The 22,374-nt window shown below is 30.9% G+C and carries 14 protein-coding genes; all 14 read right to left on the bottom strand.

Annotated features, from left to right (window positions below; genetic code table 11):
* Positions 1-11 precede the first annotated feature (11 nt).
* On the bottom strand, positions 12-3,368 hold the full coding sequence (locus IEV77_RS11915; RefSeq protein WP_188465140.1) for a DEAD/DEAH box helicase family protein: 3,357 nt from the start codon (positions 3,366-3,368) through the stop codon (positions 12-14).
* On the bottom strand, positions 3,358-5,190 hold the full coding sequence (locus tag IEV77_RS11910) for a phospholipase D family protein (protein ID WP_188465138.1): 1,833 nt from the start codon (positions 5,188-5,190) through the stop codon (positions 3,358-3,360). Before IEV77_RS11910 ends, IEV77_RS11915 begins: the two co-directional genes overlap by 11 nt.
* Complete coding sequence (locus IEV77_RS11905) at positions 5,183-6,409, bottom strand: DUF6361 family protein (protein WP_188465136.1); 1,227 nt, start codon at positions 6,407-6,409, stop codon at positions 5,183-5,185. The genes IEV77_RS11910 and IEV77_RS11905 overlap by 8 nt, the downstream gene beginning before the upstream one ends.
* 29 nt (positions 6,410-6,438) lie before the next feature.
* The gene (locus IEV77_RS11900; RefSeq protein ID WP_188465134.1) at positions 6,439-6,774 is read right to left on the bottom strand and encodes a hypothetical protein; all 336 of its coding nucleotides are present in this window, start codon (positions 6,772-6,774) and stop codon (positions 6,439-6,441) included.
* Positions 6,775-7,092: 318 nt separating this feature from the next.
* On the bottom strand, positions 7,093-8,688 hold the full coding sequence (locus IEV77_RS11895; RefSeq protein ID WP_188465132.1) for an ATP-binding protein: 1,596 nt from the start codon (positions 8,686-8,688) through the stop codon (positions 7,093-7,095).
* 1 nt (position 8,689) lies between these two features.
* On the bottom strand, positions 8,690-10,690 hold the full coding sequence (locus IEV77_RS11890) for an AAA family ATPase (RefSeq protein ID WP_188465130.1): 2,001 nt from the start codon (positions 10,688-10,690) through the stop codon (positions 8,690-8,692).
* 2 nt (positions 10,691-10,692) lie between these two features.
* The gene (locus tag IEV77_RS11885; RefSeq protein WP_188465128.1) at positions 10,693-10,911 is read right to left on the bottom strand and encodes a hypothetical protein; all 219 of its coding nucleotides are present in this window, start codon (positions 10,909-10,911) and stop codon (positions 10,693-10,695) included.
* Between the two features lie 6 nt (positions 10,912-10,917).
* A complete protein-coding gene (locus IEV77_RS11880) occupies positions 10,918-13,203 on the bottom strand; it encodes a DEAD/DEAH box helicase (RefSeq protein WP_188465126.1) in 2,286 nt (761 codons plus the stop codon).
* Positions 13,204-15,138: a site-specific DNA-methyltransferase gene (locus tag IEV77_RS11875; RefSeq protein ID WP_188465124.1), complete on the bottom strand. Its 1,935-nt coding sequence runs from the start codon at positions 15,136-15,138 to the stop codon at positions 13,204-13,206. It lies immediately after the preceding gene.
* Between the two features lie 3 nt (positions 15,139-15,141).
* Entirely contained in the window at positions 15,142-15,897 is a 756-nt protein-coding gene (locus tag IEV77_RS11870) for a hypothetical protein (protein ID WP_188465122.1), read from the bottom strand.
* A gap of 458 nt (positions 15,898-16,355) precedes the next feature.
* Positions 16,356-17,180 (bottom strand): hypothetical protein, encoded by an 825-nt coding sequence (locus IEV77_RS11865; RefSeq protein ID WP_188465120.1) that lies wholly within the window; start codon positions 17,178-17,180, stop codon positions 16,356-16,358.
* Positions 17,180-20,494, bottom strand: a complete 3,315-nt coding sequence (locus IEV77_RS11860) for an AAA domain-containing protein (RefSeq protein ID WP_188465118.1) — start codon at positions 20,492-20,494, stop codon at positions 17,180-17,182. Before IEV77_RS11860 ends, IEV77_RS11865 begins: the two co-directional genes overlap by 1 nt.
* A gap of 380 nt (positions 20,495-20,874) precedes the next feature.
* On the bottom strand, positions 20,875-21,858 hold the full coding sequence (locus tag IEV77_RS11855; protein ID WP_188465116.1) for a hypothetical protein: 984 nt from the start codon (positions 21,856-21,858) through the stop codon (positions 20,875-20,877).
* 42 nt (positions 21,859-21,900) lie between these two features.
* A complete protein-coding gene (locus IEV77_RS11850; RefSeq protein ID WP_188465114.1) occupies positions 21,901-22,353 on the bottom strand; it encodes a hypothetical protein in 453 nt (150 codons plus the stop codon).
* Positions 22,354-22,374 lie beyond the last annotated feature (21 nt).

Genomic DNA, 22,374 nt, shown 5'->3' with positions numbered 1-22,374 from the left:
TTGAAAATTATTTACTTCAAATAACTGATTGGGCTCAAATTAATCAATAAATCTTCTAATAAAGCTGTATCGTTTGAATCGTCTAGAATTTCAATTAATTCATCTTGTCTTGGTTGTCCGAAAGTAAACCTGTAAAAGGCTAAGACCCTCAGCATGTTTTGGTATTTTTCAATGTCTTTACTAAATGGATATAGTGGAACTATTCTATTAATTTTTAAGCTATCCTCAGTTTCTAAATGCCAAGAGGGTATTAAATCACATGGAAATTTTGAATCAATTTTTTCTGAATTAGCCGCTTTTTCAAATAAGTTATCCCAACAATTTACATCGTTAATTTCTAACTGATTTTTATACTTATCGGCTACATTCAAACGAATTACATGTCCTTTGTATCTATGAATTCTACCTTCCCTTTGTTCAAAATCAATTGGATTTGAAGGTAAATTCCAATGGACAATTTTTTTACTGTAAAAATGAAAATCTAAACCTTCTTGTCCTATTGATGTTGATGCTAAGACAAAAGGCCTGAATGGAGAGTTAAAAGCTTCTCTAATATTGATTTGTCTATTTGCTTTAGCGGAAGTTATTTTTTGTTCGCCGAAATCTAATGCAAAATGGGAACGGATTCTATTTTTATCCTTCTTTTTACTTTTTAAATCTTTTATATTACCAATTTCTAAAGGACTGGATCTTAATGATAATATATCTGTTACTGTTTCTGATAACTGTCTACTATCTCTAACACTATTACTGTCTTTTAGCATATAAAAATATTCATCCAACATAGATTGAATATTGCCATCAATACAATATTCTAGAACACTGTTATAATATTCTTTTTGATTTGTGTTTAATTGGATTACAGCAATGCTTTCCGGTTTATTGAATAAAGAGATAAATCCAGAAGCAATATGATAACTTTCGACTAATTTTTTTTCTATAGTTTCTCCGTACAATTTATCGAATGATCTATATGCTGCATTAGCAGGAGCGCCTAAACATAAATCTACTAAAAAATCAACTACTATTTGAAATTGTGATTCAGTAATTTTATTAAGTTTTGGAATTTGGTTTTTACAAATTACATTCTTGACTTCTTCAAAATGTTTAAACTTTCCTGACTTATCCTCTTTATTTTCTGCATCCTCAACATCAACAGCAATATCATCAATATGCTTTGAGTTTAACCAATTTTCCAAATGATTAACATCCTTATGGTTTTTGTCTAATAATAATACCGCATACCAAGACCATTTTTGCCAATCACCATCCTCGTGACCCATTTCAAATATCTTTAGACTTCTTAATTCAGAAATTAATTTACTTTTTAACTCTGATTTGATTTCACTTAGTGTTTTTTTATTAGTAATATTCGTCGCACTATCAAACAAATCTATTAAATAGATGGATGGGTAATTTAACATAAAGTTATTCATCCCTGATAGCGATTTATCTTCTTTTATTGTTTTGAACGTTAGTAATGGAAATGGATACCTCTTTTTTTCAAAATAGGACTCTGTTCGCTGTGTTTGGTGAAGTAATTTACCAACAGATAATCTTTCTGCTTCATAGGAAACAATGCTTGCTACCATACGAGGTACCATTTTCCATGATGAAAAAAGTAATGTTTTGGTATAGCCTTTTGAATTTTCAAATGCCCCTTTTAATCCATAATAAGGAAGACTAGGTGGAATCCATAAATATTTCCAACCATCTTTGTCAATTGTTTCATCCAACAACAATCTTATTTTGGCATTAGGAATAACTTTATTTCTTGTGCTAAATAATGGTTTGTAGTTCTTTATTAAATTAAAATCTAACCAATTTTCTTTCGACGAATTAACCAATTTTCGTAATACTTCGTCTTGATTGTAATGCTCCTCTAATTTTTTTTTATGTTGGTAATTTGTTAGAAATGATAGTGGATAAGGACATGATTTTGCATATTCTATTGGAATAGCTAATTTGCTTTTATGTGTTTCATTAAGATGTTGAACAATTTTATCAAATTGAACAAAATCATTTATATCTTCTTTGCTGATTTTTAAAACCTCAATATTACTTTTCATCATGGCATCTTTATTTTTAGAAACCAACATTCTTTCCGTTCTTGCAATACATGAACGATATACATTTTCTAGATTTTCTTTTGCCTCTTTTGCTTCATCAAAATTCTCCTTTAAGGATGCGATGTGTCTTAAATTATGAAAGAATGATTTTCTATTTACTTCAAACTTCTGCCAAAAAGTTTCATTTTCCTCTTTTAGTAAAAAACGCAATACATTTTCAAATTCTATATGATGGTGTTCGCCATTTAAATGATCAAATTCGTTGGTATAGGGTTTGAAAGGAGTTGCAGAAAGCATCAGAACTCTTGCTCCCTCTTTGTTGAGGATTTGACGTGCTAATTCTGTTCCTGGCTCATTTGATGCTTTTGTTTTGATTAGTTTATTATATCGTTGAAACTCATCTAAAATAAATAAATTTGCTTCTAAATATTCTTTACAACACTCCGATAATTTTACTCTCAAATAGTTTATGATACTTTTGAAGTGTTTGAATTTTGTATAATAGTTATCTCTCTGAATTCTTTCACTACATATTTTTTCTAATAAAAAAATAACTGATTTTTCCTGTAGGATATCATAATGATTATAGATACTTTTTAAATCAGAAATTGCCACTTTTTGTTTTAATACCTTATGGTATTTAGAATATAAATCCTTTCGAATATTTCTATAGGTACCTAAATGGGAGTGTTTTTGTTTTTTTCCACTTTCGATTAAATTAGCATCATTAATAGCTTTATCCCAATTGGTGTCCTTCATAAAACGATTGCCTTTTAGCAACCATTTTAAACTGTTTTTTTTATCTTTTAGAGTTTCTATATTGAGAAGTAATCTATATAATAGTACCCGCTCATCCGAACGTCCAACGTTCGTTTTTTGGTCAAATGATGTGGCTGGAGTAAATGCTTTTATTCTGAACTTGAATTTGCCTTTCTGTTCTTTTGGCTCATAAGCTAAAGCTGTTATTCTGTCGTCAGTACTTGAATAATCTATAACTTGTTCTGCATCTTCACCATAAAAAATGTTTAATTTCTCTATATTTTGTTTCGCTATAGCTTGATTTGAGCAAATGTAAACCACATTAAAAGTCTTCGATTTGTTTTTGCTTAGCAGATGTTTTTCATACATTTTAGCTACAATACCTCTAGAAACAATTGTTTTTCCTAAACCCACCTCATCTGCGATTAACATTTTGGTTTTATTGTTTTCAAAAAACTGTTTTATGGTATAGTTTACGGTTTCTAACTGAAAGTCTTTTAGACCTGCTAATGCTATTTCTATATATTCTTTAGCTTCCATTCTCTATAGTATTAGTAGGTTTGAATACTTGCCATAATTCCTCAAATTCAATCGTCACTATTTCTGTTCCGTTCGTTTCTTTTTCCCCTTTTAACCTCTCAATTAGACGGTCTATTTTCTTTAAACGCTCAGGGTTTCTACTTGAAGTAATCATTAACTTTTCATAAATAGGAGTACCATCAAAAAATGCAATGGAAGTGTCCATTCCAGTGCCTTTTCGTTTTTTATTAGCTATGTATTCATCTTCTAATTTGTCGGGTGTTTCCTCCGAAAGTAGGAATGATAAGTAGTTTAGAAAACGAGAACGATTATTAATGATTGTAGAAAAAATCTTATTGAATCGTGTTTCCTCGAGATTTATCTTCATGTCAACCACAAAACGTTTTTCTATTTTTGAATTTAGTTCTATTTCGATTATCAAAAAAGGGCTTAAATTGATTTCCTCATAATTATTAAAATCTGTAATTATTTGTTCTTCAATTGCATTAATAGCTACACTTGATTTCCTTTTTTCTGGTAAAGGTTTTATTTTTATAATTATCCCTTCAGGAAGTTTTAAGTCTTTTTTAGGGACTGTTATCTCCAAATCATAATTTCCTGATTCATTCTTGATTGCTTTTCCTGTTATTATTATATCAGAAAGGGTATGTATAATTTTTCTAATTTGTTGCTCCTTTATTTTTTCAGATTCCAGTATGGTCCTTTCTTCACTATCAAAAGGTTCAAATAAGCATATTGGAGAATCACTTGTAGTTGTTAGTTTTCTCACCATTTGTTGCGGACCCTTTGATGAACTATCCGTTTTAAGTTCCACCATGAATTCTATATTTTTTTCTGAAGCTGGTTTTGTTGCATTAGCAGAACCTAAGTACCATGAAATTGAACTTCCTTTTTTATCAATAAATAATTTTGCATGCAAACTTTGACTCATTGGAATTTCATCGGGTTCACTTAATTCATCCATACTTTCTGCCTCTTCAATAAACGGTGAAAAACAGAATTTTTTGGTTACACTTTTTAAATCGGCTTCCTTTAAACTAGATAATTCAAAATCTGTACTGAAAACAGCACACTGCTTCGTAGACCCAGTAAAATAATTTAAGGTTGTTTTGTCTAAAAAAGGAGAAACCACTAAACGGTAATCTTGCTTTTCTGATTTGGTAGTAATAGGATTTTTGTATGTTTTATTTATACCAATAGGGTGGAAGTCAATATTTGTAAAACCATCAGGTACCTCAAATGCTACTTTGGGTAGTTCTTTAAAAAACACTTCTGGAATATTAAAACCACTTGTTTTTTTTAAATACTGAAGTAAATCTATAATTCCTTTGTTGTTTTCCTTTTCAATTTTATTTACTTCACCATCTGTAGTTATTGCCATATCCCAGTCTCTTGAGAAAGTTAGGTTACGACTTGTAGAAATGAAACGGTATTTAATAGGTTCTTTTTTGTTTTTTGCAGTATATCGAATAATCCAAATTTTAGGATGAAATGATTGGTCATAATTAGGCATTTGAATTTGATGAATTCCTTTTTCCCAATATGCCATTAATGGATTGTAAGGTTTAGGCACTTTAATTTTTCCACGCTGGCAAAATACAGCAATATGCTTGGAAACATTTGTTAAAGCTTCCAGCATATCTTCTCTAATTTCTTTTGGATTAAAATCTAGATCTCCTGAAAAAAATAGGGCAACAGGAATAAGCAAAATAGCTTCTAAATCTAAAGTATATGTTGTGGTTACAGCAAAGTCTAAATCATATCCCATTGGAGGTTTTAGCGCTGCTCCATAATCTAAGCGGTTGTTTTTTGCATCAAGCATTTTTTAATCCCTCCTTTATATCTTTAACAATAATTTTTGCGCTTCTAAATCTAAAATCAAGTAATCCTAAGCCGATAGCTTTGCCTTCTTCTATTTTGTCTTTCTTATTATATTTCAATCTTGCTTTTTTATTTTTGGCTCTCCATTCTTGATTTCTTATTAGTTCAGCCTTTTTCTGAAGATCTAAGGTTTCCGCCTTTAGTAATTTAAACCAATCTCTAACAAAATCTCTAGTATATGCCCTAGTTGTATTAGCATGTACAAATAAATCTTCTACATTGAATGCTTGATAGTTTATCATATTTTGTTCAAAACTGTCGTACCATTTGTTCCAATTCTCTTCAAAGCAATCTGCTTCACAAAACTGTTTTTGTAATTCTTGATTGTAAGCAATATGAGCACCTTGCATTAAAATTGCGAAATCATGGGCTAGAATAACGTTACTTTTTAATTGTTCGTTACTAATTTCTGAATAACTTATTCTAGCAAAATCAATAAATTTATCCGTAGTATTGAATTCAGAATATATATTCTCATTACTAACCACTAATGACAAAACAGAATCTTTAATATCAATCATATTGTCTCTTAGAAATTCTGCTTCTATAGTTGTTAGATTTAAATCTAAATTTGTTTTCCAATTTTTATTTATTGGAACCTTAATGTTAAAATAATTATAAAAACCAGCGTCTTTATCATCTCCTTCTCCATCTACTGTTTTATAGTGTATAAGTGTTTCTTGATTATTTTTATTTGCTTTGTTTAAGAAAGCTGCAGCCGATAGACCTTTTGAGTCAAGGCATTTCATAACATTTAGTCCGTTCCAATAAATTTCAGATGGACGACGTGCAATTTTTTCTTTTCTAGCTCGGTATTTGCTAATCCCAATTACACCGTGACCTTCTTGGTGGTTGTATTTGTCTGCTAAATCCCACATCACTTCGTATTCTTCATTTTCAAGATAATATGTCGGCATTTTCTTTTTTCTATCCGTAACTGGAAGTTGAAGGAAATCTTGTAAAATATAAGGAATAATAAAAAAATATTTAGCCCGTGTCTGGATTGTTGAAATACCTGGAAATAATGAGTTTGCCAAACCATCTCGAAGGGTACCAATACCCAACTCATCTACTTGCCCTTCTGGACGAAGTAAATCAAGAATACTGCTTACTCTATTTCTGTCTTTTCGACTAAAATCTATCCAACCTATTGCTGCCATAATTTATTTTTCGTATTTACATTTTTTTTCTAAATTTCCTCAATAGCAATTCCATCTTCCAAAAACTTATATTTTCCTGGAGCTAAAGTTATACTGTCTTGGTCCTCCTCATCCCATATATCCTCCTCATCTTCCCATTCTTCTTTTTTTTTGATAAATTTATATGGGGTTTCAGTGCAGTCTATTTGCCCATTTGTGTTTTTCTTGATTTTGAATTTTTCTCCAGGTTCAACTTCTATAACATCCATGTCGTATCCTTGCTGGAACATTACTGCATAGCTGTTATAATCTTCGTCTTCTGAAAAACCCATAGAATCTCTTGTGGAATTAAAACTAGGTTGTATTAAAATTTCAAGTGGCTTCATAATTTATGTTGTTTCATATTGTATTTATTTTTATTTAAGTGATATGTAAATAGTCAAATACGGCTTTACTCTCGTCTGTCAATTCGGCTTATAAGCTACTTATGAATACTGTTGTTTATGATTTTCTATAAACTACTTTTTTTCCAATAAAAAGAAGACTTGTTTTAACACAAAGTTGCTGACATCGCATTCATCAACTATCATAGAATAGACAATTTCTTAAGATATAACGTGAGAATATATTTGTATTAAATACTTAAATTATATTGTAAAGCTTTGGGTTTCGCTAAATCCATTAGAAACATTTTATTTTTTTTATTAAATCAAATGCGTCGTTTGTATCTTTTTATATTTTTTACCCATTCCCAAAGCAAACGCAGTAGGATTTTTAATGATGAGCTCTCCTAGTTTAAGTCCAGAAATGGCTTCTTTTATTTCATTAAATTCATTTCCAGATACACCAAATAGATCTTTAATTACAGAGTCTGTAATGGATTGCTGTTTCATAATTAAGGGATACTGAGCATTTGCATAGAAATCAAAGTATTTGGACTTAAAGCTGTCCATATTTTGAGTTGCTAATATGATGCTCAAACCTTTGTTCCGGCCTATTGCAATTAAATCACGTAGTGGTTTATTGTCAAACTCCAGCATATAATGTGCCTCATCAATAATACTGAAATGTCTAATCTCTACGCACTCAGTATTAGTTCCTTGTTTAGGTAAGGTTTCATAGATGGATGTCAATTTTGATATGATAAAGTAGACAATTGCTTTAGCGATTGGACCATCTTTGGGAAAACTGTCCATCTTAACGATAAAACATTCATTTATAAGGTCTATGGTATCTACTGTATTGAATATATTACTTCGTATCAGTTGTTTTAATACAGATTTAATACTGTCATCCTTATCTTTATCCTTTCCAGTTTGTAAATCGACATAAGCTTCTAAAATATGTTTAAAAGTAATTGGTTTGCTAGAGGTTTTCTTATAAGCTTTGATTACCGCTTCTGTTAAGCGATTACTCATATTTGCACTTATTCTTGTATTATCTATAGCACACAAAGCATTAGCCATTTCTGTTGCATATAGATTTATTTCCCCTTGTACTTTACCGCTAAAATTTTTAAATGGTGTAAATGGTAATGGTGCTTTAATGGGATCTAAAATTGCAGAATCATCCAATTCAAAATGTGATAACCAAGCTTTATTTGCAGGATCTGAAAATTCTCCTTTATAGTCAAAAAAGAGAAAGTTGACAGGATAAGATGTTTCCACCGTTCTGGAGCGCATTTCTTGCATTAGTACTGCCAATAGATTTGACTTTCCAGAACCTGTAGCGCCAGCAATTAAAATTTGTGTATTTGGAATATCTCTACCATTTAGGTTTAGGGTTGCCGGTATATCATCTTCATACATACCAATGTGCAAATCTAAAAATGGAATTTGTCCGTAGGTAGCTGTACGACTTTGAGATGTTGATACAGAGAGCCAGTTTTCTAAATTATCATCCTGCATTAAATACTCAAGACCAGTAAGCATTTCGTAGTTAATAATGCGACTAATGGCTGCATCGTTATTCCAATTTACTTCTTTACTTTCATATCTTAATTTAATAAGGGCGGACCATAAGTTATGTAGTTTGTTTTTTGAGAAGGTCGTCACGTGTATGCGTAATCCTGATTTGGACATTATGATTTCGTGCACTTTATTCATATCTCGATCTGCAGGAAGACTTAATCCTGCTGAAAGAACTAAACGCTGTAATAAGTTATTACTTACATTAACAGGCTTATTGTCAAATTTGTACTCTTTTAAATTTACCTTTTGCTCTAGCTTATGCTTTAGTGGTAATAAATGATCTATCAATCCCTCGCTTTGACGAATATTTTGTAGTGATATCTGTTCCATATTAGTCAATTTGAATATTAAAATAACCTTTTTCAACTTTCGTTTTCTGAAGCTCCTTATCACGAACTAAAGTGTATGACTTGGAAATGAATGGTCGTATTTTCTCTAAATCGGTTTCTGGTCTTATTTCGCTATCTGAACTCAATAATATGGTTTGATGTGATAATTGAGGAAAATAACTTTCTAGAACTGAAATTCTGCTGGTTTTGTCCAATTGTCCCATGACTGTATCTATCATTACTGGAGGATCATAATCTCCAAATTCGTGCAATGATTTAAGCAGTACTTGTATTACCACTTGCTTAGAGGCGGTATTCAATTGATTTAAATAAATTTCATTACCTGCTTTATGATAGATTCTAAAATTAAGATTTTTCAGGTCTTCTGATAATTCTACCTTGCTTATTACATCCTTATATGCTGCAAGTATGTTATTGAGATCTTCCTTCATACGTGCTTGTATTTGATCTTTTTTGCTTTTTAAAAGTGTGTTTGCAATGCCTTCAAATAAAGGTTGCAATCTTTTTAAGGCTTCAAATTTAGGATCTGGCTCTTCAGTAGTTGGAATGTCAAATTGATGGATGCGACTATCTATTTTTTTGATTTCTTTAAGTAAGTCCGTTTCATCTTGTTCTAGCTGCTTGATTTTAGATTCATTATCCTCATAGGCTCTTAAAACAGAGTAGTCATCTCCAGAGATTTGCGCTTTTAATTTTTCTATTAGCTCTGCAGTACGACTGCTATTTTCTATAGCTATATCTAACTCAATACTATCCTGTTTAAGACTATTATATGGATTAGTGTAAATTGTGTTTACAAGACTTTCTAACGCTTTTATTTCACTGTTTTGAAAAAAGTCATATTGCTTTTCTGTAGCTTCAGCTTTCAATTCTTTAAGAACATTATGCGCTAGTTCTGTCACGGAAATATCCTTAAGCTGGTAGCCTTTATTACTTAGATAATTAATTCCTTTAACTAGTATGTTTTCGATAGTAGATTCACTGATACTTTCTGTCCCATCTTCTGCCGCTTGTGATTGTTCTTTTAAAACTAAAGCGACTTCAGACTTAAAGGCTTGCTCTAGTTTAGGTAAGCACACGTGCATTTCTATATTGGATGTAAATTCATTTACACTTTCGCGAAAACGAGATTCTCTTTGTGCTGTACTTTTTAATTCTGTATTAAGTTGATCTATCTTATTATTAATGGTAGATTCTTCATTATAACCTTTTTTAAGGTTATCATATAACTCTTTGTTAGTAATGCTATACTGGTAGGCACGTTGCGCATCTTTGGTCAATTTTTCGAGTTCTACATTTTCTAGGCGTTTTTTTTCTTCAACCAGTGCTAGATATTCCTTTTTCTCGTTTTCTAAGTCTAGACTTTGTGCTGTATAATCTAGAGATAAAGATTCTGCTGCTTTTGCAATATTGAGGTACTTTTTAAAGCCCATTGCATTTTCAATGTTCTCTTTAATAACTCTATTAAGTCTATCTTCTTTTAAAAGGTTTCCAGCTTCTATTGCGTCAAAAAGAAAGTACTTACTAAGTTCTTCTGGTAGATTTGCTTTTATAATTTTATTTACCTGAGCTTCTTGCTCTGCACGTTGTGTTGCAGGTGTGGCTGAACCATATTGAAATATGGTACCATTCATATTTAAGCGTACACTCTCTACTGGTTTGCTCTCTGGGTTAAGCAGATAAGTGCGTGTGAGAACATAACTCTGTTCCTGGTTTAATACACGACCAGAAAAGTGTATTTCCAATACAATACGAGGCTCTGGAGACTTGGTCGCTCCTGCGTTTATTAACTCTTCAAAGATTTTTTTATTTGGAATAGACAATCCATATAGGGCGCCATATATAGCGTCAAAAAATGTGGTTTTACCGCCACCATTTTCCCCTCCAATAAGCACAATAGGTCTGTCTGGTTCTGCCGTAATATCTAAATCTAGATTAAGATACGTCTTGAAGTTTGTTGCTTTAATTCTCTTTATCAGCATCTTTACTTAAGTTTTTGAAGTGATTTTTCAAGTAGCTTTATCAAGTGCTTCTCTTCTAGTTCTTCGTTTTTTATCTTTTTCTCATGGTAGGTTTTTAAAACATCTTCTTTTAACCAGTCAAAATCAGTTTCGTATTGAGAACACAATGTTTCTATTACTTGCATATCTTCCTTACGGATTCCGTAATGGACAAATAATGTATCTAGTCCTTTTTTGCTCATAGTATTTTATATTAATGAAGGCTCAAATGACAGCCAGCCTATTGTGTCATTAGCTTTCTCGATTTGATTGTCGCAATACTTCCAAGTCCTATTATCTCTAGTGCCTTTTGGAACAATAACACCTCCAATTAAGGTTTTATCTGCTTTTGTTTTTTCTTCAATATACTTTATTAGCGCATTGTGTTTGTTTACAAATTCGGGATCTGAATCTAATGTCTTTGTGTCAAACAAGGCAATTTTACCAGATTTTGTTTTTATAACAAAATCTACATAGAAACCTCGCATCACACCATTTCTATCTTCATAAGTTACTGCGAAATCTTCTTTGTTTTTATCACCATTTTTATACCACCATTCTACATGTGCTTTATTTTGCTCTAAAAAGCAAACAAATTCCTTTTCGGGAGTGCTGGACTTATTAGACTCATAAAACGGTATTAATGCATGTTGTTCTGCTTCTTCTTTTAATTTATAATGTTCATTATAGATACGCTCCACAGGCACATCCCAGACACTATGCTCTACACGTTTAGAAGCTTGGGCTGCTTTTTGGTCTAATAATACTTGATGCCTATTTAAGGCTATATCTATAAGTTCTATAAATTTAGATTTGTTTTGCTCAAACAGAATTATTTTTATGGCTTGAAATTCATTTAGTAATAGGTATTCTTCAAAAAGCATTTTTAAACCTAACTCTAATACAGGCGCAGAATCTGCTTTAGCATAACCACCTACATTGTCTCTACAAAATTGACGGAATAAAATATCTAATTCGCTTTGTGTTTTAGCAAACGTTTCTTTTTCTGTCACTTCTGTATACCCAATTTCTGTAGCTAATTGTACGTTTTTAGGAATTGGAATTTCTATTTGATTGACATCTAGCTCTATAAATTTTTCTTGAAGCCTTTTAGTGTTATAGGCTTCTACACTCTCTGGATTGGTAACATCTAAATCTCTTGATAAACCAAAATACTCTTCTGCAGCTTCATACATACACTTTCTGAATTTTGAACTTAAACGGTTACGTGTTAAGCGTGTATTTATAAAGGCTGAATCCAAATGTATTTCTTGATATTCCTCAATACGTTTTGCTGTATTTTGAACAATATAATCAATATCTTCTTGAACAATTTTAATGATGTCCTTACTTAAATTGGTATATACATAGCCATTATTTAGAATAGGTAAGGTATAGTGTTTTTGTTCTGGCATACGCAAAATTCTCCCTACGGTTTGAATACCAAAACTCTCTTGTTGTATTTCTCTAAAAATTAATAAAACTGCTGCACGAGGACAATCCCAACCTAATGCAATGGCTTGCTTAAATATTAACACATCGGTCATGCATTCTTTCTCTTCCAGCCCATCTAAATTGTCTTTACGGTTACTTAACCATACTGCCAATTTATTATTTTGTACCGTAATCCCTTTAGCCGTTAAGTAGGTTTCCACCTCATCTATTAATTGTTTATCTAAAGCACTTTCTGACTTTTTATCACTTGGTAATTGGATGAGTAATAATGGGTTTATTTTAGAACCCAATTTTTCATAGGCTTGTTTTAATTCTGCATGTTTTTTTAAGGCTTCATCTAATAATACATGGTTTAGACTACGTCCGTCTTGCTTAAGATGATCCAACAACGGGTTTAGTACCACATTCTTCTTTATCATTTCTGCATCTACCACTTCTTGCCTTTTAATGGTATAGCTGTAATCTGATTGAAACATTGGTGTTGCTGACACATCTAATTCAATTTTAGCACTAATTTGTTGTAACAATGCTTTTGCTTTTTTACCATTGGCATGATAATGTGCTTCATCTAGAATGCAAATAATTTCGGTATCGTCTAACATGGCAGTGTAGATGTATTTTAATAAATCTTTGCCTTGTTCGTTTTCTCGTACATAAATATTCTTGGCGCTGTTTACCGATTGCCAGTTTACAAACAGTATTTCATTAGGTTGTAGTTTACCATCTGTAATATCTTCAAACTGTATGGGCTTTATGGTACGTAATTCTTTAAAATAGTCTTTTAAAGAAAAGTACGATTGTAAATGCAGTTGGTTTGGCGCAAACCAAATAAAGGCTACTTTACGTTTGGTAAACTCTAACTTATCTGGCATTTCTGCAGCCAATTGGTTTAAGTAGGCTGCCATAGTTACGGTTTTACCAGCACCTGTTGGAGCTTTAAACACCATACGGTTACGTTTACCAGGTAATTTAAGTGCGCTGTAGGTTTCTTTTAATAAGCCTGTTACTGCTTCTTCTTGGTAGTTTTTTAATTGTATCATTTAGTTAGCAGTTTCAAGGTTTATATCATCATCTAGAGTAGGGATTTCCTCTTTTTCTTCTTTTGGTAGTACGTTTTGGTAGGCTTTATAGATAGCATCTGGAAGTGCTGCCAAGGTTATGTTTGCAGCAATCCCCTCAAACTCTTCTGCATAAGCATATTGGCCATTAGAGAACACATACACTTTAATATTTATATTTTCATTAGTATCTATAAAACCAGTAAGCGCCTCAATAGCTTCTTCTATATAAAAATCATCATAAATAACATATACATAATTATTTCTGCCATCTGTAAACAGCTTGTGCCATTTGACTTTTAATAAGCTGCTTGTAACCTCGTTATAGCAATTTTCTTTAATACATAATAACTCGGTTGCTAATAGGGTTAATTCTTTTTTGTTTTTTAAAGAGGGTTTGCGTTCTGTATAATCGCATTTGTAATAGCGTAGATTATTATTTGTTAAACCTTCAATAAATTTGCCTTTAGTTGTTTCATAACCTTCAATAACCTTATTACTTCTTACATAAGTCACCTCTTCTGCAATGTTATTTTCATTGTTAGTAACCATAATACACGTTCGATTACCATTATCTTCTGCATTAAGAGCCATAGTTGCATGCAAAGATGTCCCAGAACCTGCAAAAAAGTCTAAAACTATCTTTGGATTAGGGTGAATATTTTTAATTAAATATTGTGCAGCAGATGTTACTTTTGGATACGGAAAACTTAATTTTAAATCCTTCATCAAATTTTCATCTGAAGATCCATTATTATAAATAGATGGGGTTACTTCTGAAAGGTTTTCTTTTAATAAATATTTTTTCCTAGGTTGTGTGTTTTCATCTTTTCCAAAAATTATTAAATCCTCTTCTAATAATCTGTCCATTGTTACATCAGGATTCCTCCATCCTTTTGATGGTACAGGACAAGGCTCGTTAGTAACAGGATGAATCAATGGTCTATGAGATCGTGTTTCGGGCTTATCTGGTGCAGACATAGAAACACTTTGATAGACTTCTCCTTCTTCATCTATAAATTTATAGCCTTTTTCACCTCCTGAAAAATCCTGTTTAGAAAGCCAAGTTTGAAATTCTGAATTGACTAATTCTAAATCATAAACCACTTCAAAATCTTTAAGCAATTCTTTTGAATAACTAAATGGCTTAATCACATCTTTAATAGAGTCTGGAATTTGCGTTTTACCAATCTTGTTAAATAGTACTTTAGCTTTGTTTAGAATAGCTACTGCATTTGGTTTGGGTCTTGTTAGTATATTATCTAAATGTTTAAAATATTCTTTGTTTTTTGCATAAACCAAGACATATTCATGCATTGTTGCCACTCCTGCAACTTCTCCTTTGGGATTTAATTTATTCCAAATTATTACACCTAAAAAATCATTATCAGAAAAAACTTCCGTTTCTAATAGTAAGTTTAAAGCATCAAATTCATTTTCATCTATATGACATACAAATACTCCATCATCAGATAATAAGCCTTTTGCTGTTTTTAATCTTTTAGACATAAAATTCAACCACATAGAATGTTTAAAAGGATCATCTTTTAAAACCCATTTATCGTTATATCTAAATTCATTTTCTTTACCCGTATTGTATGGAGGGTCAATATAAATAACATCAATTTTTCCTTGGTGTGTAAACGTGAGTGCTGTAAGTGCGTGCAAGTTGTCACCCTCAATTAAAATATGGTTTGGGTGTTTTTCTGTATCGGTATCGTTAATTATGGCACGTTCTTTTACCTCTTTAAGCACAGGTAATTTTGTGCGCAGTTCTTCTTCTACATCTTCTGGTTTGTCTTCCCAAACCAAGCCATATTTTTTAGTAGTATTTACAAGGTTTACCAAATAGGCTTTTTCGGTATTATCTAAACCATCTAGGGCTTTAATTTTATCTAAAATGTCTTTTTTGTTCATGCTTTATGTTCTCTGTTCTGGAAATTCTTTTTTATAACTGTATTTCTTAAAAGCTGTTACTAAACCAGGCGGGGTTTTAGGTAGGGCGTCTTTTGATTTATTTGCTTTTTTTATTTTCTTTTTAGACCAGCGTTCTTTAAAAAATTCAATGTGTTGTTTTTTTTTATTTAAAATGAAATTATAAAAATCAGGATGTAGCCCGAGGGTATCATCATTGTTATAGTTGAACCATGCCGTATTGGAGCTTCCTGATGGAGAAGGTAAAGAGGTTGTTAATTTAGTTTTAGGAATCGAATTAATTTCCTCTCCCATAATTATCTTAAATGTTTCAAAAGCCGAATTACATCCTTTACTACTTGTAAAAAATATTTTTTCTATATTTTCAATATTATTTAAAATGTAAGGTTTTAGATCTTGATTGTAATCTTCCCATTCTAAAATAAAATCACCATCTGCTGATGATTTTATGTCGGATCTCTTTAATGACACTATTGTATCTGTGATTCCGACACTGTATTTATTTTGCCAACGTATCATTTCATTTTTCAAATTATCTCTTGAACCTTTTTGAAAATCAAATTCTGGATAAATACTTTGAATTATTTTCCATAATGAATTTTTATTACCATAGAAATAATCCGTCACTGAATTTTTGTTTTTCCGAACTTCTTTATTGGGTGGAAAAGTACCAATAATCAAATATTTCCAGTTTTCATGGTAGTCGAAAAGTTCGATATATGGATGTTGTTCTTTGCTCATTATTTTTAATATATCACATTGAAAATTGAATAAATTCATGGGATTGTTTAATAAATAAACTTATTTAAATATTACAAAAAAATGTTACAATTAAATCTGGTTCGTTTTATACCATTTTAATTGCAACAAGGGAGAGTTTAAAGATATGAAAAGAGTTTAAATAACATAGAAAAATATAAAATAATTGCTAATCCATACTAATTCTAAAAAGGAGGTTGGAAGTTTTAGCCATTATGCAAGATTTTGTAATAATATTCAATTTGCGTATTGCAAATTAAAGCTTGTGAAATTTTAAGAAGGTCTTTAAATCGAATGATTCTATTCCGAATGATTCCATCCCGAATTATTTTTAGACTCTTTCAAACTCTTTTTCTATGATTTTATCAATTCTAGTATGTAAGAGTTGTTAGACGATAAATAAAAAAGAGGCTCTACTAACTTGTTGCGTTATTTCCATATTATAAAGGAAACTTAGCAAAATAATCTGTTACGCATTTGGACAAATTTTCTTCCAAATCATTTTTATCGAATTTATGTACCGTTTTTTTATGCCTTCTAATATCATAGCGTTTACTGCCTGTAATATCTGAGTATTCTATTGCTAGAAATGAGATAGAGCGTCTATGCGTCTCTATTTTATTTGTTTCCTCATCGAAAAAAGATAGAGTAGGGTGCTGCTGATTAAAGAAAGTTGCTAATTCTAAAGTATTGATTTTATTAGGTTTGTTGTTGTGTTTTATCTTTATAATTTTATAATCAAGAAGACGTGTTTCTAGTAATTTATATTCTGTTGCTTTTTTAATGTTTTCTTTTTTATTTCCTTGTCGATCGATTGCTATATCCGGATTGAAAAAAGATTGTAATAAATCGTTATACTTGAACCGAAATGGAATGGTTTCTAATGATTTTAGTTTTTTCTTTTTTTGAAGAAATGCTTTACCATTGTGGGTTATTTGGTAGTGTGTTTCATTATCTTTAATAGATTCTATTATCATTTCATTTTTAATTAAAAAATGAAATTGCACCGTTACAAAGGATGCTTCTTTAATACCAAGAAAAGCACATATTTCTTTTTGAGAGGTTATATCAGCTTCTATGGTTTGCAGTATGATTTTACTAAAACGATCGATATCCGTTTCGGTTTCAGCTACGATGCTTTTAGTGCATTCCCAGAAAGGGAGTAGTATTTCGAAAATATTGGTTAATTCATATTCGATATGATTGTCTTTAAACTGTTTGAATATGTTTTGGTCCTTGGGATTAAACTCAGCTGTTTTGCTCATTATAAAAGATCTTTTAATTGGTTAACAATTACGCCTTGTTGTTGTAAGTCTGCAACAATATTTTTTAATTTAAATTCTTCGAACTTACTTTTAGGACTTAATGTTGCTCTCTTTAAAATATATTCGCTGTCTCCCACAATAATGAGTAACTTTTTAGCTCGAGAGAATGCGACGTTTATTCTACGATAATCGTCTAAAAACCCAATGTTAGATTTTCCTTTACTACTTTTAACAATGTCGTATATTATAATATCTCTTTCTGCTCCTTGGAACTTATCGACAGTATTTATATCTATTAATGATTCTTTTCTTCCGTCTGGATTAATAGTATTAAAGTTTTTATACTTCTTAACATCGATGCTTTTTTCAAGTAGTTCTACTTGACCTCTATAACCTGCAATTACACCAATTGTTTTAGGTTCTTCGGCATTTATGTTATTAGGATATTGCCTGTTGATTTCTGTCAAAATTTGTTTGATAGCGTCTTTGTTGCAGTTATTTGAGCGTTTAAATTTATTGTCATTATCATAAGGACTTTCTGCGTTAGATGTGCTTATCATTATTACAGAAGTAGGCGCTTCTATTTCCGTTTTAGTGACCACATCTATAAATTTGGTATACGGTTTACTTAGTTTTAATCCATGATTTTTATCTTGATCATAGTTAGGCAGAATAGTTATATTAGGATTTTTGAGCTTCTCTTTATAGAAGTTTTTAGAGATGAGGTTTCCTAATTGTCTAGGCATACGGTATTGTATGTCTAACATTTTTATATTGTTTTGAAGATTAGGGTTCTGTTCAAATTCTAAAATTAGTTTTTCGAACAAGCTTTCTCCATATTCTTTTTCCATGTCTAAACCATCGTCTTCCAGCTCGGCTTTAATCTTTTTCTTAACAGCATTTTCTCTAGTAATGACAGGAGGTAATTGATTGTGGTCTCCAATTAGGACTATATTCTGCCCCATATTAATAGGTACAAGGTTTTCTGCAGGTGTTGCTTTACTGCTTTCATCCATTATAACATAATCGAAATTAAAATTGATATCATTATATTGACCACTAGCAATATGTATGCAAGTAGCACCTATAACATTTGTAGATTTAAGTAGTGCTGTTTGTAAATCGACTTCTTCAGATCCATTATTTATCATGGATTGCTTCTTATTTTTATCTGCAGGTGTTTGTGCATTATTTAGAAAAGCAAACCATTCTTGTTTTATGGATTGCAGCTTCGAAGTTTTTGTATGCATTTGTGCATCAAATATTTTATTTGCCTCCTTGAAGTTTTTGGTGTTTTCAAAAAAGCTTTTTACATAGCGATTTTGAATTTTTAATAGGTTTTGAAAGTCGTTAAAATCTCTTTTCTTGTCTGTTTTTACATTTAAGTATGACTTATAAAACTTTAAGAGTGCCTTGTCTGTTTTAGAAGTAGTAATTTGCGAATCGAGATATTGATCGCTTTGCTTTTGAGTGTTACTAATCCAATTGCTCAGTTTTGTATAAAATGAATGCTCCTTAATACTTTCTGAAATACGATCTTCGCTAGCTGCTAGCCTCATAAAAAGAATATCAGTAGGAAGAAGACGTTCTAACACATTGTCTACAGCAAGATTAGATTGTGAGGTTACTAAAATTTTTGCATTGGAGTTTCTTTTGATTATTTGTTGTATCAGCTCTACAATTACTGTGGTTTTTCCAGTGCCTGGAGGCCCTTGGATAAGGTAAATAGGTTTGCGATGCAATGCTTCCAAAACAGCTTCTCTTTGGGTGACATCTGTTTTTAAATACGGATTAAACACTTCGTTCTCAAAATCTTGATATTCTAAAGGTATGTTGTTGAATTCTGGAACATTTTCTGGCGTAGCCAAAATGGAGCACAAATTAGGATTTATAACATCCTTATTTACAAATTTCTCGCAGGCTTCGACTTGTTTTTTATACTGACTGGTTTCTATTCTAACATCTTCTATAAGTTCACCTGTCTTTGGAATTTCATCTATTGTTAGGTTCGAATCTTTAATAATGAGTGTATCCGTACCTTGATTGTAATCATGAATTTTTCCTACTTCATTATCGTCGATAATAAGTTTGACTTCGTTACGCTTAAGCGTTTTAATTTGCTCCCAATTTTTAAACCCTTTTGTTAGAGTAAATATTAGATTTGTGTTATTTGATTTGCTAATATTACATTTCGTGTATTTTGCTTTAAAGGCTTTTTCTTCTATAAATTCGCGTTCCATTTTTGGAAGTGCTTGCCATTTTTTAAGATTATTTGATTTCGTTTTATTGAGTTTTGCTAGTTGATTAGCTTCTTGCCAATTATTTTTAAAAAAACTAAAGCAATTTATGTGTTGTAAGGGATCAAAACTAAAGCCGTAAGGGCTTAAAAAACCATTTTCAGAGATCGTGTGATGAGGACTACTAATCTTATTTGCTAATACAAAAATGTATCCTTGGCCATTAACAAAAAATCGACCACCATAATTTTCTGTTGCAAATTGGCCTGTAATTTCTCGTTTATCTTTTGATAGTTGTTCATCTAGCTTAAGAAAACAACTTCTATTCATTTCTTCTAAAATTGGTTTGAAAGGTTCTCTATACTCATCTTTTACAATTATTTTGATAGCATTACTATTTCTAATTGGTTTTAAAGTTTGCTCTAGTAAACGAATCACTTCTCCATAATTTCTATACCTTTCTATTCTTTGCTTAGATAACGCTTTCGTGAAAATAGATTCTATAGTTTCATTGTTACAGTCTTCAACTATTGATTTAAATAGATTGAATATTGAATATATGTCTGATTGAAAGTTAGGTTTATGCCCATCTATAACTTCGGGCGCCAGATATTGATTATCAAGTAGATTATACAATTTAAAAATATCATACAACCCGATAAAGCGCAGTCTTGCTTCATCAAAATTATGTGAAAGAGAATCTGGAGTTATATAATAACCAAATCGATTGCTTTTTTTTAGATGATCAAGTCCTTTTAATACTTGAATTAGATTCTTGGTACTTAAGTCTTCTGAGTATTCAAAATTAGAGCAACCTTCATACACTACATAATGATGGTTTTGAGTCGCATCGAAGTCTACTTGAACTATTTTTTGAATACCAGGAATATCTTTTTTAGTAAGGTATTGTATTTCGTTTTTTAAAATTCTTTCTACTTGCTGCTTTTTATCTGTTTCACTTTTTATTGTTAGTATTTCAAAGTTTGAACCGTCACTACTTTCTGCTAGCCAAAAATTGATTTCTTTATTAAATTGTTTTAGGTTTTGTATGATTAGGAATTCGCCAATTGTATTCAATATTCTATAAATGTGTTTAAATTGATATAAACCGTTAAAGTTAAAAATCTTATTTTGAATTTTCTTACAATTTGATTTACTTTAAAAAAAACATTAAATAAAAAGTGTATGAAAGTCCTTTTTAAATGTTCAGCTAATAAGCAACGGTCTAAAACTGCTGAAGATTATTTTGGCAGAAAATTACATTAATCATGAATTTAGAAATGCTTTTACAAATCTTAAAACTTTTAGAAAATAATGTTCAACTTAATTTAATGAAGATTTATTGAAATGAGCTGAGACTTTATATGCAATGGAGTAGAAGGGTTTAGTTGTTTTTGAGAGGTAGTGTTGTAAACTCAATTTACTTTTTTGAATTACAATTTTTCTATAACAAAATATTAATAACCGTAAAGATTGCGGACTTTAAGAAATGTTCTCAAATCGAATGATTCTATTCCGAGTTCTTTTTTAGCTATTTGAAACTCTTCATCAGTAATTTGATATTTTTCAAATAATACAGAATAGTGGTCCGGATAGATTTTTGAAAATAATATTGATTCTGAATATCCAGTGCAATCAATAACTACTGAGTTATCTTGAGCGTGAAGAATTAAATTGTTATGTTGCCAATTATCGACTCTAACGTAATCGCCATAATCTAGCTCATTGTCTTCGTATTTGAAAAGCCATTCTATGAGTTCTGGTTCATCTTGGATATTTATTTCATTGTAATCTTTGATTGCTTGTTTAGCATAGGGATGCAACGTAATCAAATCTTGAATGTAGGAATTGTTAAAGTGTAAACTTGAAAGTGGATTCAAAAATTTGTAGTTCATTCTGTCCATAGTTTCTACAGAATCATATAATTTTTCAACTTCTTTTTGCCATTGGCAAAACTCGGTGATACTAGTTACATTGTTTTTAAATTGATTAAATTCCTTTAAAACTATTTCTATATTACTTTGAAGGGTAAGAAGCTTTGAACTTGGTCGGTAACTTACCTTTTCATCATTATAAAAGGATAAAACGATTTTTTGTCTGTCTTCAATAAACTCTGTATTTTCAAAAATCAAACAAACTTGTATGTCCATAATGATGTTGTTTTCTAAGAAGAACATTAAGGTGATAAGGTGATTGTCATCCGTAAGAAAGGTGAATCCAGGATTTCCATAATATTGTTCTTGTAAGCATTTGGCATCTAGTACTTTTGAGAAACTATATTGGTTATAGACTTCTTTTAGGTTGGTGAATATGCGACTAAGTTCATTTACGAATACCTCTTTAGGGACTTGCATATAGGACCTGTTGTCTTCTAATAGTAATGAAATCATATCGATGTTCATTTCCATTATTGCTTTAATGAGGGTTTGTTTTTTAGTCATTGGAATATTTTATTAAAAGAATAAGAATTAAATAACTAAATGTTAGTATAGCAACGAGTTAAACCATTTTTCAAATTTCTCTTTGTCATAAGGAGAAGTGTTAATAATATCCAATTCATAATTATTGGTGAATGCTACAATATCAACACCTTTTGGGCTAACCATAACAATCAAAATGACCGAACCATTTCCAAGATTATCTTTAATTGCAAATACAGTTAAATTATCAATCTCGGTTATAGTCTTTTTTAATTCTTCCCAATTTTTAGAGTTTCCACTATACTTTTCCATTATATTTAGAAAATCGCTTTTACTATAGCCTGTGCCGTCCGAGTAATATTCATATACGTCATAAATGTCCAACACACGACTTGTTACATTTTCGATAGAAACATATTCAAAGTCGTCATTTTCAATAGTTGACCAAAGGAATTGTTGAGCATACAACCCTTGTGTGAGTAGTAATAAGAAGAGAAGTGAGATTAATTTATTCATTTATTTTTTATTTCACAAAAT

Source organism: Xanthomarina arctica (assembly GCF_014638915.1).
GTDB classification, from domain to species: domain Bacteria; phylum Bacteroidota; class Bacteroidia; order Flavobacteriales; family Flavobacteriaceae; genus Xanthomarina; species Xanthomarina arctica.
This window is presented reverse-complemented; position numbering and strand designations above follow the sequence as displayed.

Coding starts and splice junctions, on each gene's coding strand:
- IEV77_RS11915 (WP_188465140.1), bottom strand. CDS start 3,368: ATGGAAGCTAAAGAATATATAGAAATAGCATTAGCAGGTCTAAAAGAC.
- IEV77_RS11910 (WP_188465138.1), bottom strand. CDS start 5,190: ATGCTTGATGCAAAAAACAACCGCTTAGATTATGGAGCAGCGCTAAAA.
- IEV77_RS11905 (WP_188465136.1), bottom strand. CDS start 6,409: ATGGCAGCAATAGGTTGGATAGATTTTAGTCGAAAAGACAGAAATAGA.
- IEV77_RS11900 (WP_188465134.1), bottom strand. CDS start 6,774: ATGAAGCCACTTGAAATTTTAATACAACCTAGTTTTAATTCCACAAGA.
- IEV77_RS11895 (WP_188465132.1), bottom strand. CDS start 8,688: ATGGAACAGATATCACTACAAAATATTCGTCAAAGCGAGGGATTGATA.
- IEV77_RS11890 (WP_188465130.1), bottom strand. CDS start 10,690: ATGCTGATAAAGAGAATTAAAGCAACAAACTTCAAGACGTATCTTAAT.
- IEV77_RS11885 (WP_188465128.1), bottom strand. CDS start 10,911: ATGAGCAAAAAAGGACTAGATACATTATTTGTCCATTACGGAATCCGT.
- IEV77_RS11880 (WP_188465126.1), bottom strand. CDS start 13,203: ATGATACAATTAAAAAACTACCAAGAAGAAGCAGTAACAGGCTTATTA.
- IEV77_RS11875 (WP_188465124.1), bottom strand. CDS start 15,138: ATGAACAAAAAAGACATTTTAGATAAAATTAAAGCCCTAGATGGTTTA.
- IEV77_RS11870 (WP_188465122.1), bottom strand. CDS start 15,897: ATGAGCAAAGAACAACATCCATATATCGAACTTTTCGACTACCATGAA.
- IEV77_RS11865 (WP_188465120.1), bottom strand. CDS start 17,180: ATGAGCAAAACAGCTGAGTTTAATCCCAAGGACCAAAACATATTCAAA.
- IEV77_RS11855 (WP_188465116.1), bottom strand. CDS start 21,858: ATGACTAAAAAACAAACCCTCATTAAAGCAATAATGGAAATGAACATC.
- IEV77_RS11850 (WP_188465114.1), bottom strand. CDS start 22,353: ATGAATAAATTAATCTCACTTCTCTTCTTATTACTACTCACACAAGGG.